Source organism: Microbacterium sp. BLY (assembly GCF_017939615.1).
Taxonomy (GTDB): Bacteria; Actinomycetota; Actinomycetes; order Actinomycetales; family Microbacteriaceae; genus Microbacterium.
Genome location: NZ_JAGKSR010000001.1, coordinates 1,994,339 through 2,010,308, shown reverse-complemented (window position 1 = coordinate 2,010,308; position 15,970 = coordinate 1,994,339). Strand labels below are relative to the sequence as shown.

The following is a 15,970-nucleotide window of genomic DNA, read 5'->3' as shown; positions in this document are numbered from 1 at the left end:
CCTAGAGTGCGACCGCCGCGCCGGTCCGAGACGACTCCAGCGCCGCCTCGACCACGGCGAGCGTGCGCAGTCCCTGCTCCATCGTGACGACGTCGGTCTGGTGCCCGAGCACAGCATCGCGGAAGGCCTCATGCTCGACGCGCAGCGGCTCGCGCTTGGCGAACGCGTAGCGCGTGACGTCTCCTTCGGAGACCCCGCGGAAAGAGGACACGGATTCCCATTCCAGGGGGATCGTGCCGTTGGCGTAGAAGGTCAGGTCGCCGGTGGAGGTGTCGGCGAGGAACGCCCCCTTCTCCCCCGTGACGACCGTGAGCCGCTCCTTCATCGGGCTCAGCCAGTTGACGATGTTGTTGACGATCACGCCGTTGGTGGTCCGACCCGTGATCGTGATCATGTCCTCGTGCTCACGCCCGCTCTTGAACGCGGTCTGGGCGAACACGCGCTCGTAGTCGCTCTGCACGACCCACGCCGTGAGGTCGACGTCGTGCGAGGCGAGGTCCTTCGCCACGCCCACATCGGCGATGCGCGACGGGAACGGCCCCTGACGCCGCGTCACGACCTGGTACACCGCACCGAGATCACCGGCTTCGATCCGACGACGCAGCTCCTGGACAGCGGGGTTGAAGCGCTCGATGTGGCCCACCGCGCCGATGAGTCCCGCTGACGCGAAGGCCTCGACCATGCGCTGCCCGGCTTCGACGCTGTGGGCGATCGGCTTCTCGACGAGGGTGTGGACTCCGGCGGCGGCGAGTTTGAGCGCCGCGTCCTCATGGAACCGCGTGGGAACCGCGACGACAGCGAGGTCAATGCCCGCGTCGATGAGAGCATCGATGTCGGGGAGGATCTCGAGGTCACCGGCCACGCCGTGCGGGTCTCCCCCGGGATCGGCGATGGCGACGAGCTCGACGCCGTCCAGCTCGCGCAGGACGCGGGCGTGGTGACGGCCCATCATCCCGACGCCGAGGAGTCCGGCGCGCAGGTCCGCCATCAGGCACCCGCCTTCGCGACGGCGTTCACCGCGGCGACGATGCGCTCGAGGTCGTCCCGGCTGAGCGACGGGTGCACCGGCAGCGAGGCGACCTCGCGGGCGGCGCGCTCGGTCTCCGGCAGGTCGAGCCCGGGAGCGAAGTGCGCGAGCGACGGCAGGCGGTGGTTGGGGATCGGGTAGTACACGCCCGCGCCCACGTTGTGCTCGCTCTTCAGCGCGGCCACGAAGCCGTCCCGGTCCTCGGGGACGCGGATCGTGTACTGGTGGTACACGTGCACGGCGCCGTCGGCGACGGGCGGGACGACGACACCCTGCAGGTTCGCGTCGAGGAAGGCGGCGTTCTCCTGCCTGGTCTTCGTCCAGGCATCGACCTTGGTCAGCTGCACACGGCCGATCGCGGCGTGGATGTCGGTCATGCGGGCGTTGAAGCCCACGATCTCGTTCTCGTACTGCCGCTCCATGCCCTGGTTGCGCAGCAGCTTGACGCGACGGGCGATCTCGTCGGTGGCCGTGGTGACCATGCCGCCCTCGCCGCTGGTCATGTTCTTCGTCGGGTAGAGGCTGAACATGGCGAACTCGCCGAACGAGCCGACGGGGCGGCCGTCCAGCGCGGCGCCGTGCGCCTGCGCCGCGTCCTCGTACAGGGCCACGCCGCGCTCGGCGGCCAGCGCCTCGAGCTCGCGCATGCGCGCCGGGTGGCCGTAGAGGTGCACGGGGAGGATGCCCTTGGTCTTCGGCGTGATCGCCGCGGCGACGGCCTCCGGGTCCAGGGAGAAGGTGTCGGGTTCGATGTCGACGAAAACCGGAGTGCCCCCGGTGAGCGCGACCGAGTTGCCGGTCGCGGCGAACGTGAACGACGGCACGATGACCTCGTCGCCGGGGCCCACGCCGGCGGCGAGGAGGCCGAGGTGCAGACCCGCCGTCCCGGAGTTGACGGCGACCGAGGGACGACCGGGCACGAAGTGCGCGGAGAACTCCTGCTCGAAAGCGGCGACCTCGGGGCCCTGGGCCACCATGCCGCTGCGCAGGACGCGGTCGACGGCCTCCCGCTCCTCGTCGCCGATCAGGGGCTTGGCGGGGGGAATGAACTCGCTCACACGGTCTCCTTGCTCAGTGTTCCGTCGGTCTCGATGAAGCGCGCCCCGGTCGCGGGGCACACCCAGGTGTGCTCGTCGTCGCCGCGGGTCAGCGGGACGCCGGCCTCGCCGACCCAGCCGATCCGGCGGGCGGGAACGCCGGCGACGAGCGCGTGCGCCGGGACGTCCTTGACGACGACCGCGCCGGCCGCCACCGTCGCCCAGGCACCGATCGTGACCGGCGCGACGCAGGTGGCGCGGGCGCCGATCGACGCGCCGCGCTCGATGGTGACCCCGACGGGCTCCCAGTCATGGGCGCTCTTCAGGCTGCCGTCCGCGTTGATGGCTCGGGGATACGTGTCGTTGGTGAGCACGACGGCCGGGCCGATGAACACGCCGTCGCCGAGCTTGGCCGGCTCGTAGACGAGAGCGTAGTTCTGCACCTTGCAGTTGTCGCCCATCTCCACGCCGGTCCCGATGTACGCGCCACGGCCGACGATGCAGTTCTCGCCGAGGCGTGCCTGCTCACGGACCTGGGCGAGGTGCCAGATGGAGGAGCCGTCGCCGATGAGGGCGTCGGCGGACACGTCGGCGGAATCGACGATCCGCACTCGGGGGGTTTCAGTCACGGGACTCCTTGCACGCTGCGCGATCGGGCAGCACTGACCAGATTCTACTTGGCGTCGCTCCGCGAACCTCGACGCGCGCCGCGAACGCGCACCAGCGCCCCCTGCACGGGGAGTGAATCGACACCTGACACAATAGAGCCATGTCCTCGAGCGTCCCCGCGCCCTCCCCCGCCGACCCCCGTGCGTGGGTCGTCATCCCGCTCTACAACGAAGCAAGCGTCATCGGTGGCGTGATCGAGGGCCTCAAGCCGCACTTCGAGAACGTCGTCTGCGTCGACGACGGCTCGACCGACGGCTCGGCTGCGGAAGCGGCGGCCGCCGGCGCGATCCTGGTGCAGCATCCCGTGAATCTCGGGCAGGGGGCGGCGCTCCAGACGGGAATCGACTTCGCGCTCGCGCACCCCGACTGCGACTACATCGTCACGTTCGATGCCGATGGACAACACCGTGTGGAGGACGCGGTCGGCATGCTCCGACTCGCGAGGGAAGAGGATGTCGCGATCGTCTTCGGATCGCGCTTCCTCGACGACCGCACCAACCCGGGGTGGATCAAGAAGGTCATCCTCAAGACCGCCGTGTGGGTGACGAACCTGACCACGAGCCTCAAGCTCACCGATGCGCACAACGGTCTGCGCGTGATCCGCCGCGATGCGGCGGCCGGCATCACCCTCCAGCAGGACCGCATGGCGCACGCCACCGAGATCGTGCTCGAGCTGGGACGGACGGGTCTCCCCTGGAAGGAGTATCCGGTGGAGCTCCTCTACACCGATTACTCCAAGGCGAAGGGCCAGAGCGTGCTCAACTCCGTGAACATCCTCGTCGACCTGGTGGTGCGCTGATCATGTGGATCCAGTTCCTTCTCATCGCGGCGATCATCATCCTCGCCGTCTTCATGATGCGCCGGACCGGCGCCGACAGCCATCTCGCGATCCGACGCCTCCTCATGGGGCTGTTCGTGGTGGTGGCCGTGCTGTCGGTGCTGTTCCCCCAATGGCTGAGCTTCGTCGCGGGCCTCGTCGGCGTCGGACGCGGCACGGATCTCGTGCTCTACGGCCTCATCGTGATGTTCCTGGCCTTCGTCTATTCCCAGTACCGACGCAACATCGCACTGCAGCGACAGCTCACGCTCCTCGCCCGCAAGATCGCGCTGCTCGAGGCGGAGGAGCACGAGAAGGACGCTAGTCGCAACCCGTGATCTCGTAGAGGACGGCATCGCCGACCCGATCCACCTCGGTGAGGATCGGCGACTCGTCGAGATCGTGCAGACCGTCGTAGGTCGTGTAGTGGTTCTGGAAGAGCACCGTGTCGCCGAAGTCCACGGCATGCGTGACTCCGAGGTCCTCGATCGCGTCACACACGGCGGCATCGCCGGTGACGAGAGAGCGGGCCAACACCGCGGACTCCGCCCCGTACCGGCCGGTCACATGCGGGAAGACGACATCGTGTCCGGTGTACGCGTAGAGCAGCCCGGCCCCCGTGAGAGGATCGCCGACCACCAGACTGTCCGGGCCCAGTTCGCTCTCGGCGCGTTCGAACAGCGCCGCTTCGTCGGGCGACAGGCCCTGCGACTGCTCGTCGAAGCGATAGCTCACGTCGCGCAGATAGCGCAGGTCGTTCCGCACGGCGAGGAGGTGACTGCTCGCCGTGACCGCGAGCAGGGCGATGACCGCGATCAGGACTCCCCGGCGGCGAGCCCTGTGCAGCTGCGTGATCCATTCGCCGACGACGGAGGCACCCACCGCGGCCAGCGGCAGACCCCACACCGCGAGCAGCGCGGCGACGCGCGTCGTGTCGTCGTACCAGACGCCGACGAAGAAGCTCCGGAGCGCAAGGATCGGGAGCCACGCCGCAGCGAGATACAGGGCGATGCTGACGGCATACGAGCCCAGCACCCACCAGACGCGTCGCCTCACGAGGTGCCAGACGCCGATCGCGACGAGCGGGCCGAGGAGCAGTCCCGTGCTGCGCCCGACGGGACTGAGGAAGGCGACCTCGCCCACGGACTGCGCGATCGTCTGCGTCGGAAGCCACTCGTGGGTCGTGACGTTGGCCGCCCACCAGACCGCCAGCAACACCGCCAGGGCCAGCCCGATGAGGGCGATCACGACGACACGTGCGGCAGTGCCGCGGCGTGCCACACTCCAGGCGCGCCACACCGCGAAGGGCACGAGCAGAGCGACCCCGCCGAGGAGGGCGGACGGATGCCCGAGCGCCGTCCCTCCGGCGACCGCCAGCGCCACCAGAACCCGCAGGGTGCGGCGCTGCCAGGACAGACTGGGGGCACAGGCGAGGAGGACGCTGGCGAGCAGGATGGGGATCAGCACCGTGCCGATGAGGTTGGGGTAGAGCACACCCCAGTTCAGGAATCCGAGAGGGAAGACGCTGAACGCGAATCCCAGGACAGGCGCGCAGGCGGCGGCCAGCGGCCGCTCCGGGAAGACCACGGTGGTCAGCGCGGCCAGCGCGACCGGCCAGATCAGTGCGATCACCGCGATCGTCGCCACGTTGGTGGCGGCCACCACTCCGCCGGACACCGGCACGAGGAGACTCACGAGCGCGTGCCAGAGCGTCGGGTAGAAGCTGGTCGCCTCACCCGGCGTCACCATGGTCATGTGGAGCGGTGACGCATCCCCGGCATCGAGGATGAACTCCACGGCGTTGAGATGGAACAGCCCGTCGTACAGCTGAGACGGATGGCCGGGGTCGCGCATCCCCAGCACCAGGAGCACCACCCATCCGAGGAACGCGACGGCGAGCCCGCCCCAGACCCACGACCGCCGCGCGGTGATGCCGATGGCCTCGGGAGTCGGGCGCCGGTCGCTCAGACGAAGAGCACCCGCGACGATGGACACGACGATCGCGACACCCACGACGGGGAGCACGCCCCATCGCAGCCCGACGACCGGCGCCAGAAGGGACGCCGCGGCGACGATGCCGAGAGACACCCCGACCGCGGCGGCCAGCCGCACGACGCTCCGCACACCACGCAGACACAGGGCCGCGGGAAGACCGGGGACGACCAGGTATGCCAGCGCCACCAGCAGCGCGGGCGCCTGCGCGACCCAGGCGGTCACTTGTCCACCAGCGCGATCGCGCCCTCGATCTCACCGTCGTACACGACGGAACCCTTGTTGATCACGATCCCGCGGGTGCACAGCTCCCGGACCATCTCCATGTCGTGGCTGACGACGACAAGGGTCTTGCCTTCGGCGATGAGCTCCTCGAACTTCAGCCGGCACTTCTCCCGGAAGGGCGCGTCGCCCACGGAGAGGATCTCGTCGACGAGGAGCACATCGAGTTCGACGTGGATGGCCACGGAGAACGCGAGCCGCATGAACATGCCCGAGGAGTAGTGCTTGACCTCCTGGTCGATGAACTGCTCGATCTCGCTGAACGCCACGATCTCGTCGTAGCGCTCCTCGATCTCGTGCTTCTTCATCCCGAGGATGGCGGCGTTGAGGAAGACGTTCTCCCGCCCGGAGAGCTCCGGGTGGAACCCGGCACCGACCTCGATCAGGCCCGCGACACGGCCCCGGGTCAGGACCTCGCCGTCGTCGGGCTCCATGACGCCGGAGATCAGCTTGAGGAGGGTGGATTTGCCGGAGCCGTTCAGTCCGAGGATGGCGACGGACTCGCCCTCCCCGATCACGAGGTCGACGCCCTTGAGCGCCTCGAACTCACTGGTGAGCTTGCGGCGCTTGATCCAGGACACGACGGTGTCCTTGAGCGAGAACGCGTGGTTGAGCGTGAAGCGCTTCTTGACACCGTCGATGATGATGCTCGGACGGAGCGTGGTGGGGGCACTCATAGATCCTGCGCGAACCTTCCCTCGAGGCGACGGAACACGAGCTGTCCGATGAGCAGTGTTCCCACGGCGATGAGCAGGGTCCACAGCGTGTTCCACGCCAGGTCCGGCGGGAGCGGATCCATCGCGGAATGCGCGGTCGCCGGTCGCCAGAAGGCGTAGTGGAAGAGCTCCACGGCCTGGGTGATCGGATTCAGCAGGTAGACCTCGAGCAGCCACTGCGGCCATCCCAGGCGCTCCACCACGGCGTCCTGGACCATGACCCAGGAATACAGGACGGGCGACGCCCATGTGGCGAGCAGGAGCATGAGCTCGACGACGTTCTCCGCATCGCGGTAGCGCACGTTGATGGCGCCGAAGAACAGACCGAGTCCGAGGGCGAAGAGCATCACGATCACCATGCCGGCCACGATCGCCAGCACCGTGAGAAGGGACACCTGCGTGATCCAGCCGAGCAACAGGCAGACGATGAGCAGGAGCCCGACCTGTGGCAGGAAGTGCACGAACGCGACGATCACGGCCGACACCGCGAAGAGCTGACGAGGCAGGAAGACCTTCCGCACCAGCGGCGCGTTGCCGACGATCGACGTGGTCGCGTTCTTGAACCCCTCCGAGAAGAGATTGATCACGACGATGCCGGAGAACAGGTAAACGGCGTAGTTCGGGATGCCCTTGTCGAGATTCATGAACAGCCCGAGGACGATCCAGAACACCAGGAACTGCGCCGCGGGACGGACGTAGGACCACGTCCATCCGAGCACCGAGTTCCGGTACCGCGTCGTGACGCCCGTTCGGACGAGGAGGTTCAGCAGATACCGCCAGCGCACGACATCGATCAGCCCGCGGCTCTTGCCCGGAGTGTCGAAGGCGGAACGCGGTACGGCGGCGAAAAGATCTCGGGTATCGGTCACAGGCCCACTCATTCGGCGACGGCGGCGGGTGCTGCCGAGGACTCCAACAGTCTATGCCACTACCCGATGGGTTCTACTGTGACCCACCCCTTGCCGACCACCCGGGAGCCGAGCCAACCACCCCGGCCGTCACCGCGGTAGAGGAGAAGCTCACCGGCGGTCGTCCGCGCGAGCACGTCCATCTTGCCATCGCCGTCGAAGTCGCCCGGGGAGATGATCTGGGCCATGCCTCCCCAGCCCTTGCCGATCTGGCGAGCGTCGCCCCAAGAACCGGTGCCGGTCAGGCTGTAGAGCCAGAGGGTGCCGTCGGTGCGACGTGCGAGGATGTCTCCCCCGCCGCCGTTCCCATCGAAATCACCGGCATAGAAGGCCGTGTCCATCGCAGACCAGCCCTTGCCGACCACGCTCGACTCGCGCCAGCCGCCGTTACCGTCGCCCGGGTAGAGCAGGAGGTTGCCCTCGCGGTCCCTGGCGAGAACATCGGTGTTGCGGTCCCCGTCGAAGTCCACGCTGCCGATCAGGAGATCGAGGTTCGCCCAGCCGCGGCCGATCGTGCGCGACGTTCCGTCGCGCCCCACGCTGGCGTGCAGCTGGAAGGCCCCGGACGCGTCGACCCGGCCGATGTCCCTGGTACCGTCACCCGTGAAGTCGCCGAGCGGAATCGCTCGGTCCTCCGCCGACCACCCGGAGGCGACGGATCGGGATCCGAGCCATCCGCCGAGGCCGTTCCCCGAGTACAGCAGGGCCGAACCGTCGGCGGCCGTCGCCACGACGTCGGAGTGCCGGTCACCATCGACGTCGCCGATGCCGGGAGGGAGCGGGCGCGCCTTCGCGACGACAGGGCCGGCCCCGGCGAGCGACGCCATGGACTGCCATCCGGATCCCACCTTCACGCCGGCCTTGATGCTGCCGCGTCCATCGCCCGCATACTTCCACAGGGCTCCGGTGGCATCCGCGGCCAGAAGGTCGGGTCGGCCATCGCCGTCGAAGTCGCCGGCGACCGTGAGTGTGCGCATGTTCTGCCAGCCGGTGCCGATCCGCACCGAACGCTCCCACTTTCCACGGCCGTCACCGACGAACAGCGTCAGACGGCCCGACGTGTCGCGCCCGAGGAGATCGGGACGCCCGTCACCGGAGAAGTCGAACCCGCCACTCATCAGGTTCATGGACTGCCAGCCTGACCCGACGGTCACCGGGGCACGGAATCCTCCCCGATCGTCACCGCGCCAGAGCAGGAGCGCACCGGACTTGTCCGTCGTGAACATGTCGGGGATGCCGTCGCCGTCGAAGTCCCCCGCCGCCGTGGCCATCACCATGCCGGACCAGTCGACGTTCACCTGCGTGCGCTGCTGGAACGTGTTATTCCCGACGCCGAGCAGACGCCAGACCTTCTTGTCCTTCCCGACCGCGATCATGTCCCGGTTGCCGTCACCGTCGAGGTCACCGACCATGTGCACCGAGGCGATGTCGGTCTGCCCATCGGCGAGCGCGACCGCCTTGCCCCAGAGGCCACGGGCGAACGGGTATCCCCAGACGGTGCCGTTCGTTCCCGTCGCGACCACGTAGGACGACGAATTCACGGCGCTGAACACGGGTGGAGTCCCGGCAGGAGCGGTGGGCTTCTGGGTGGATCCGAACCAGTCGGTGAAGTAGTTGTAGAAGTTCCGGTTGCCGTACGCGGAGCACCCGTCACCCGTTCCGTACCCGGCACGCAGAGCTGCCGCATTCGGCTGGTAGGGCGTGTAGTAGTACAGCGCCGAGGTGGCCTTGTTCGCGACGTAGACCGGCGAGGATCCGCAGGAGCTGTTGGGGTTGTAGAGGATGTTCCAGGTGCGGCCGGGGGCGTACCACTGGAACCACTTGCCCTCCATGTAGATCTGCATCTGGCGCGCGGCACCGTAGATCTGGTGGAAGAAGCCGATGTAGTTCGGGTCGCACGGGGCGGTGTCCGGGCAGCCCTGCCCGAGCGCGATCCGATACCGCCAGGCGCTCGGCCAGGTGTGCGTCACGAGCCCCTGCTCCTTCTGGAGCATGACGATCAGGACCTGCGGGTTGATGTTGCAGGCCTGGGCCACCCGGTAGATGATCCGCGCGGCCGATTCGTTCGCCGCACCGGAGTAGCCGCTGCAGTACTGGTCGCCCGGGCGGGTGACCGTGTTCATGCGGAAGTCCTTGAGACAGACGATCGGCTCGTTGTTCTCGTCGCGTCCGCCGAGGCAGCGCGACACCTTGCCGTTGAAGAACGTCTGGATCTGCGCCTCGGTCATCGTGCTCTTGTTGGTGAACACGGCGTCGCTGATGATGTTGCCCGGCGTGAAGCCCGCGAGGGTGGTCTGGGCCAGCCCTGTCTGCGCAGGGTCGGCAGCCGTGCGCGCGACGGTCGGGGCGACGGAGGTCGCGGCGGCGGAAGCGGCGGAGGCGGGGACCACCGTGCCGATCACCAGGGCGGAGGCAGCGAGGAAACAGGTGAGAAGGCGGGTGACCTTCGTGGTGTTTCGAGAGCGTGGGGCACGTCGAGACATGTGACCAGTGTGACGGAAGTTGCGGGATGATGCCACTGTTGCCCCGGAAACGCGATCAGCGCCCGGCGTGTCGCGTCGATGCGAAGCTGACGTTCAGGTGATCAGAGGTCCGCGTGCAGGCTCCACACCCGTTCCGCCGCACTCGCCCAGGAGAAGGCCCGTGAGCGGTCGGTCGCGAGCACCCGCAGGCGATCGGCCCCCGCACCGGCGGCATCCTCCACGGCCTCCGGAAGGTCTCCGGCGGCGACGACCACGCCCCCGTCCGCGATGACGTCGCGGTGGCAGCCGGACTCCACCGCCACGACCGGGATGCCGAGCGCCATCGCCTCCACGGCCCGCCAGGGCCATCCGGTCACCGGATCCGTCGACACGAACGCGCGTGCGCCGCCCAGGGCCGCGGCGCGGTCGCGCACATCCAGCACCCCGCGGATGTGCGCGCGACGCTCCGGTAGCCCGGACGCCGCCGCGATCTCGGCGAGCCGGGGCTCCGTCCCCTCCTCCGCGCCGATCACCACGGCGTCGAGGCCGGCGGCGACCGCCCCGCGGAAGCCGGCCTCGAGCGTGTCCTCCGGGCCGGCCAGCACGAGGTAGTCGGCGGGCAGGTCGAGGGCGTCGCGACGGGACGAGGCATCCGCGGCGGAGGCCAGGTCCGCGGGAGGAGCGCCGGCGATGACGCGGATGCGGTCGCCGAGCTTGGCGACCCCGGACAGGTGCTCCGCCATCGAATGGGACGGCACCACGACCGCGTCCGCATGCTTCACGGCACGCCGGAGCATTCCGCGCCGCCAGGCGACGGTGCCGCGCGACAGCTGGGACGGGGCCTCCCAGGCCCGCAGATCCCACACCGTGACGGTGGTCTGGTCGTTGTCGTGCACGCGATCGTGGCGGACCAGCGGGGCGAGCAGCGTCGGCGCATGGATGAGGCCGCCCCCGACGCCGGGCGCGATGCCGAGCTGCCACGAGGCGGCGAGCTCGCGTCGCCCGACCGCCAGCGTCCGTACCTCGCCGATGCCGCGGAGCGCGACCTGCGCGCCGGTGGGCACGATCGCGTCGACCGCGCAGTTCGGCGGTGCCGTCTGGATGAGACCGGCTGCGAGATCCCGCGAGGCCGCGGCCTGGTCGGGGTCGACGACGTGCACGAGCTGATCCAGAACCACACGCAGCCGAGCACCCATGGGATCAGGTTAACCGCGGGAGGCGGGCCATCCCGGGAACGGATCGCCCGTGGGCGGCGGTATACAGCGTTCCCACAGCATCCGGACCCCGCCCGACGATCCCGTCGTGCTTGAATGCGAGGGTGAGCGATGGTCGACTTCCCGTCCGGCGCCGATGGATCGGGTGGACCATCGGCCTTCTCGTCACCCTGCTGGTACTGGCGGTCGGGTGGGTGACGGTGCGCGGGATCGGAGCGGTCGACAACCTGCAGCAGGTCGCCCGAGCGACCAGCCAGCTCAAGCAGTCGATCGCGGAGGGCGACCTGGACGGGGCCGCACCGATCGCCGACCGCATCTCCCGGAACGCGGAGTCGGCCCGATCGCTGACCGGAGACCCGATCTGGCAGGCGTTCGGCATCCTCCCCTTCATCGGACCGAACTTCCGTGCCGTGAGCGAGATCGCGGTGATCGCGGACGACGTCTCGACTGATGCGCTCGATCCGCTGCTGGCTGTCGCGGACGACGTCGACCTGTCGAGTCTCGGGTTCTCCGGCGGAGCGATCGACCTCGCCCCGTTCGCCGCGGTCGAGAAGCCGCTCGGGACCGCGAGCGCCGCGCTGGACTCCGCCGAGGAGCGGGCCCGACGCATCGACCCGGACGCGACCCTCCCCCCGCTGGCCGACGCGATCCGCGAGATGCGCGGCTCCGTCACGCAGGCGGCGACGGCGGTGGGCGCACTGCACGGCGCGTCGGTGCTGCTTCCCACCATGCTGGGCGGCGAGGGACCGCGCTCGTACGTGCTCGCGATGCAGAACAACGCGGAGCTGCGCTCCTCGGGCGGCATCATCGGATCCATCGCCCTCCTGCACGCCGAGAACGGGAGGGTCACCCTGCAACGACAGGCGTCCACGCGCGACTTCCCGCCGCTGGACACGGCGCTCCCGCTCAGCGACAGCACGATCGCGCTCTTCGAGGACCGCCCAGGTCGCTACCTGCAGAACATCACGAGCATCCCCGATTTCCGCGAGGCCGGCGCGACCATCGCCGCGCGCTGGGAGGGCCGCTTCGGCGGCGAGATCGACGGCGTGATCGCCGTGGACGCGGTGGTCGCCTCGCATCTCATGCGCGCCACCGGGGACCTCTCGTTCGGACCGTTCACCGCGACCGCCGACACGGTGACCGACATCCTGCTGTCCGAGATCTACGCGGCCGTCCCCGACCCCGCGGTCCAGGACAAGATCTTCGCCGATGCGGCCGGCGGCCTCTTCGCCGCCGCGCTCTCCCGGGCGGAGCCGCCCGCGCTCCTGCGCGCCCTGTCCGATGCCGCCGGAGAAGGACGCATCCGCATCTGGAGCGCGCACGAGGAGGAGGAGGCGCTCCTGGCCACCAGCGACCTGGGCGGCACCATCCCGGAGGATGGCGCGGACGCCCCCGTCGTCGGAGTGCTGATGAACGACGGCACGGGCGGGAAGATGGACTACTACACCCGCGCCTCGATCGTGACCGCGGTGGGCACCTGCGCCGGGGAAGCCACGACGCAGGTGCGCGTCACATGGACCAACACCGCCCCCGCCGATGCGGCGACGTCCCTTCCTCCCTACGTCACCGCCGACGGCGTCTACGGCGTGCCGGCCGGCAGCGTCCGGACCCTCATCGCCGTGTACGGCCCGCAGGGGGCGACGCCGTCGCACATCGATCGCGACGGCGCCGAGGACGGCGTCCAGACGGCGACCATCGATGATCGGTCGGTGGTGCAGCACGAGGTGCTGCTCGCGCCCGGGGAGTCGACCACGATCACGGTCGAGTTCCAGGGCGAGGGCGCGGGGGAACGACTCACCGAGGTACAGCACACGCCCCTGATCGTCGCGCCGAAGGTGTCGCGCGACACCCTGCAGTGCGGCTCGTGACATTCCCCGGCGGATGATGTACTGTCGTCTCACTGGGGAATAACCGAGGTCCGTGAACCTGCCGTGGGGGCAGAGGACCTCCCGCAATCGGACGCAGGGGTGTGTCCGGGGCGATTCCGCGTGAAATTCTGGGGAGAAATCATGCTGAAGAAACTGGCTGCCATCAGCCTCACCGCTGGCGCGCTCATCTTGGCCGCGCCGACCGTCGCCTCCGCGGCGCCGAGCGACTCCTACCCGTCGCCTCCGGGCGCGAAGGTGGGAGACGCGATCATCGACACCTGCCAGGTCTCGACCGTCTCCTTCGGCGCCGGGTACTTCGAGCCTTCGGAGACCGTCGGTGTGTCGGTCTCCGGGCAGAACGCCGGCGAGGCCGCCATCTCGGGCAACACCGCCGCATCCGACGGCAGCCTGCGGGTCACGTTCCGTCCGCCCTCCGACGGGCAGGGCTCCTACGCCCTCGCCTTCGACGGGTCGCGGCCGTACACCGCCACGGTGACCGTCTCGCACGGCAACTCCGCAGCCTCGAGCTGTGACCACGACCCGGCGGCCGCTGCCGCCGCCGGCACCGAGCTGCCGCTCACGGGCGGCACGGAGCTCGCCCTCACCGGCGGCTCGGTCTCGCCGTGGGTCATCGGCGGTGGAGCAGTCGCTCTCGTCGCCGGTGGTGCCCTCGTCACCGTCGGAGCCGCGCGCCGCAAGCGCGCCTGACCCGCGCGCCGTGCGCGCACCTGAGCCAGGCTGCCGCCTCGTGCGGTGGCCGGCTGGACGACGGTGATCCCTCCCCCTCCGATCACCGTCGTCTGGTGAAATCCGGTCCTGTACCGGACAGCCCACGGGCGACGTTCCCTGGAACGTCGCCCGTGGGCTGCGTCATGCCCGAGGGGCGGACGACAGAGGGCGCGGGCGGCGTTCGACGGATGCCGATCGCTGCACGGCACTCCCCCGGTCAGGGGGTGGGCGTCGGGGTCTCCGTGGGCGGGTGCAGCTTCTGCTGCATGAGCTCGCGGATGAAGTCGTAGTTCGGTTCGAACTCGTCGACGCCGTTCTCCGGCGTGAGCTCGATCGTCTGCACCGGCTGCTCCTTGGCCTTGAGCATGAGATCGAAGAACTCCGGGAGCTTGCCCTGCGGCAGGTCGGTGCTGATGAGGGCCGTACCGGCGGCAGCGACCTCGTTGAACCGCGTGAGGACGGTCTGCGGCGTGAACTGGGCGAGGATCGCCTCCTGCAGCTCACGCTGCCGCTTCATCCGATCCCAGTCGCTCGTCGTGTAGCGCGAGCGGGCATACCACTGCGCGGTGTCGCCGTCCATGTGCTGCGCACCCGGCTCGATCCAGCCGATGGCCCACTCGTTCACATCCGTCCCGGTCCACCCCTCGGGCGGTCCGCCCTTGGGAAGCCGCTCGGTGACCGTGATGTCGACGCCGCCGAGGGCATCGACGAGATCTGCGAAGCCGTGCATGTCGACGAACACGTAGTACGGGATCTCGATCCCCAGCACACCTTCCGCCGCGTCCTTCGTGGCCTCGATGCCCGGAGCCGACCCGGCGGCCTCGGCGTCCGGATACAGCCCCGTCCCCTTGTCCTCGCGGCAGACTTCCGCGGCGTTGCGGACATGGTTCATCCAGCCGTTCCACCCGCAGGTCGACGACCCGTGGCCCTCGAACCCATCGGGATAGAGCTCCTGCATGGGGCTGCCGTCGCTGAACGGGAAGTGCGGGAGCTCCCGAGGGATGCCCGTGATCGTGACGGCGCCGGTCTCGGCGTTGACCGAAACGACGGAGATGCTGTCGAAACGCATCGAATCCCGGCCGTCACCGCTGTCCGCGCCGAGCAGGAGGATGTTGTAGTAGCCGTCGCTCGGCGGCAGGCTCGGTCCGCTCTGTCCGAAGATCGCCCCGACGCTGCCGCGTACGGAACCCACGGCCGTGGCGGCGTAGCCGGTGACGCCGCCGACGAGTCCCAGCAGCACGAGAGCGACCACCGGGAGGAGGAAGCGCGAAGGCGCGGGGACCTTGACCAGTCGCACCAGGCGCAGAGTGTCGAACGTGAGGACGATCCACATGATCACAACGCCGATCAGCAGCACCTGCACGAGTGTGAGGAGGGCGGCGGAGACGAAACCGCCGCCGATCGTGAGCCAGAGGAAGACGGGGCGGGCGAACAGGGCGAGGCCGACCGCGACGATCGCGAGGAACCAGGTGGTCAGTGTCACCCCGAGTCCGAACCGGCCGAGCCGGCGGTTGCCCGCGAGGACCTGGGCCGACCCCGGGAGCAGGACGTTGAGCCCGACGAGCCACCATGCGCGCTTCGACATCAGCCCGGGATCGGCGGAGTCCGGGTGACGGAGCGGCCGCGTCTCGATCAGCGGGCGTCGCGTCGCGCGCGGGGGCGCAAAGGTCACAGCGAGTCCTTCAGCCGATCGTTCTTGGCGGTGACCTGCGCCTCGAGCTCGGCCGCATAGGCCTCCACGCGGTCCGCGAGCTCGTCGTCCGCGGCGCCGAGGATGCGCGCGGCCAGCAGCCCGGCGTTGCGGGCGCCCCCGATGGACACCGTCGCGACCGGGATCCCGGCCGGCATCTGCACGATCGACAGCAGCGAGTCCATGCCGTCGAGGTAGGCCAGCGGCACGGGCACCCCGACGACGGGAAGCGCCGTCATGGACGCGAGCATCCCGGGAAGATGGGCGGCGCCGCCGGCACCCGCGATGATGACGCGGAGCCCGCGGGCCCGCGCCTCCCGCGCGTAGGACATGAGCTTGTCCGGCGTGCGGTGGGCCGAGACGACCTCGACCTCGTGCGGGATCCCGAAGTCGGTGAGCGCCTGGGACGCGTCGCTCATGACGCGCCAGTCGGAGTCGGATCCCATGACGACGCCGACCAGAGGGGCGGCGGAGGAGTGCAGTGGCTCGGTCACCAGATCAGGCTACGGTCTCGCGCTGGGAGAACACCCGAGCGGCACACGACTTTCCCGTCTCCCGA

Annotated in this window: 14 protein-coding genes; 4 read left to right on the top strand and 10 right to left on the bottom strand. The window is 69.4% G+C overall.

The genetic code is table 11. The features are described 5' to 3' along the window. Position 1: 1 nt before the first annotated feature. From KAF39_RS09900 to KAF39_RS09890, 3 genes are read right to left on the bottom strand one after another with little or no spacing between them, the layout of a single operon-like run. The gene (locus KAF39_RS09900; protein WP_210677098.1) at positions 2-988 is read right to left on the bottom strand and encodes a Gfo/Idh/MocA family protein; all 987 of its coding nucleotides are present in this window, start codon (positions 986-988) and stop codon (positions 2-4) included. Beyond that, positions 988-2,085, bottom strand: a complete 1,098-nt coding sequence (locus KAF39_RS09895) for a DegT/DnrJ/EryC1/StrS aminotransferase family protein (RefSeq protein ID WP_210677097.1) — start codon at positions 2,083-2,085, stop codon at positions 988-990. Before KAF39_RS09895 ends, KAF39_RS09900 begins: the two co-directional genes overlap by 1 nt. Further along, positions 2,082-2,693 carry an acyltransferase gene (locus tag KAF39_RS09890; RefSeq protein ID WP_307805171.1) on the bottom strand — a complete coding sequence of 204 codons (612 nt, stop codon included), beginning with the start codon at positions 2,691-2,693 and terminating at the stop codon, positions 2,082-2,084. Before KAF39_RS09890 ends, KAF39_RS09895 begins: the two co-directional genes overlap by 4 nt. 140 nt (positions 2,694-2,833) lie before the next feature. Here KAF39_RS09890 and KAF39_RS09885 point away from each other — a divergent pair, with 140 nt between their 5' ends. Both KAF39_RS09885 and KAF39_RS09880 read left to right on the top strand, forming a co-directional pair. Next, positions 2,834-3,532 (top strand): glycosyltransferase family 2 protein, encoded by a 699-nt coding sequence (locus tag KAF39_RS09885; protein WP_210677096.1) that lies wholly within the window; start codon positions 2,834-2,836, stop codon positions 3,530-3,532. A 2-nt stretch (positions 3,533-3,534) separates the two neighbouring features. Then, positions 3,535-3,888 (top strand): DUF2304 domain-containing protein, encoded by a 354-nt coding sequence (locus KAF39_RS09880; protein WP_246878277.1) that lies wholly within the window; start codon positions 3,535-3,537, stop codon positions 3,886-3,888. Here KAF39_RS09880 and KAF39_RS09875 read toward each other — a convergent pair. The 5 genes from KAF39_RS09875 to KAF39_RS09855 form a co-directional block, all read right to left on the bottom strand. After that, complete coding sequence (locus tag KAF39_RS09875; protein ID WP_210677095.1) at positions 3,872-5,767, bottom strand: DUF6541 family protein; 1,896 nt, start codon at positions 5,765-5,767, stop codon at positions 3,872-3,874. The genes KAF39_RS09880 and KAF39_RS09875 overlap by 17 nt on opposite strands. Then, positions 5,764-6,501 (bottom strand): ABC transporter ATP-binding protein, encoded by a 738-nt coding sequence (locus KAF39_RS09870; RefSeq protein WP_210677094.1) that lies wholly within the window; start codon positions 6,499-6,501, stop codon positions 5,764-5,766. The genes KAF39_RS09875 and KAF39_RS09870 overlap by 4 nt, the downstream gene beginning before the upstream one ends. Next, the gene (locus tag KAF39_RS09865; RefSeq protein ID WP_210677093.1) at positions 6,498-7,421 is read right to left on the bottom strand and encodes an ABC transporter permease; all 924 of its coding nucleotides are present in this window, start codon (positions 7,419-7,421) and stop codon (positions 6,498-6,500) included. Before KAF39_RS09865 ends, KAF39_RS09870 begins: the two co-directional genes overlap by 4 nt. A 47-nt stretch (positions 7,422-7,468) precedes the next feature. Next, on the bottom strand, positions 7,469-9,931 hold the full coding sequence (locus KAF39_RS09860; RefSeq protein WP_210677092.1) for a VCBS repeat-containing protein: 2,463 nt from the start codon (positions 9,929-9,931) through the stop codon (positions 7,469-7,471). Positions 9,932-10,032: 101 nt separating this feature from the next. Continuing rightward, positions 10,033-11,106, bottom strand: a complete 1,074-nt coding sequence (locus tag KAF39_RS09855) for a glycosyltransferase (protein WP_210677091.1) — start codon at positions 11,104-11,106, stop codon at positions 10,033-10,035. 122 nt (positions 11,107-11,228) lie between these two features. Here KAF39_RS09855 and KAF39_RS16255 point away from each other — a divergent pair, with 122 nt between their 5' ends. After that, on the top strand, positions 11,229-12,992 hold the full coding sequence (locus KAF39_RS16255) for a DUF4012 domain-containing protein (RefSeq protein ID WP_210677090.1): 1,764 nt from the start codon (positions 11,229-11,231) through the stop codon (positions 12,990-12,992). A 141-nt stretch (positions 12,993-13,133) separates the two neighbouring features. Continuing rightward, entirely contained in the window at positions 13,134-13,700 is a 567-nt protein-coding gene (locus KAF39_RS09845) for a hypothetical protein (protein ID WP_210677089.1), read from the top strand. A 238-nt stretch (positions 13,701-13,938) separates the two neighbouring features. Here the strand turns inward: KAF39_RS09845 and KAF39_RS09840 are convergent, their stop codons facing one another. Both KAF39_RS09840 and purE read right to left on the bottom strand, forming a co-directional pair. Continuing rightward, a complete protein-coding gene (locus KAF39_RS09840) occupies positions 13,939-15,393 on the bottom strand; it encodes an LCP family protein (RefSeq protein WP_210677088.1) in 1,455 nt (484 codons plus the stop codon). Further along, entirely contained in the window at positions 15,390-15,857 is a 468-nt protein-coding gene (purE, locus tag KAF39_RS09835) for a 5-(carboxyamino)imidazole ribonucleotide mutase (protein WP_210678027.1), read from the bottom strand. Before purE ends, KAF39_RS09840 begins: the two co-directional genes overlap by 4 nt. Between the last annotated feature and the right edge of the window lie 113 nt (positions 15,858-15,970).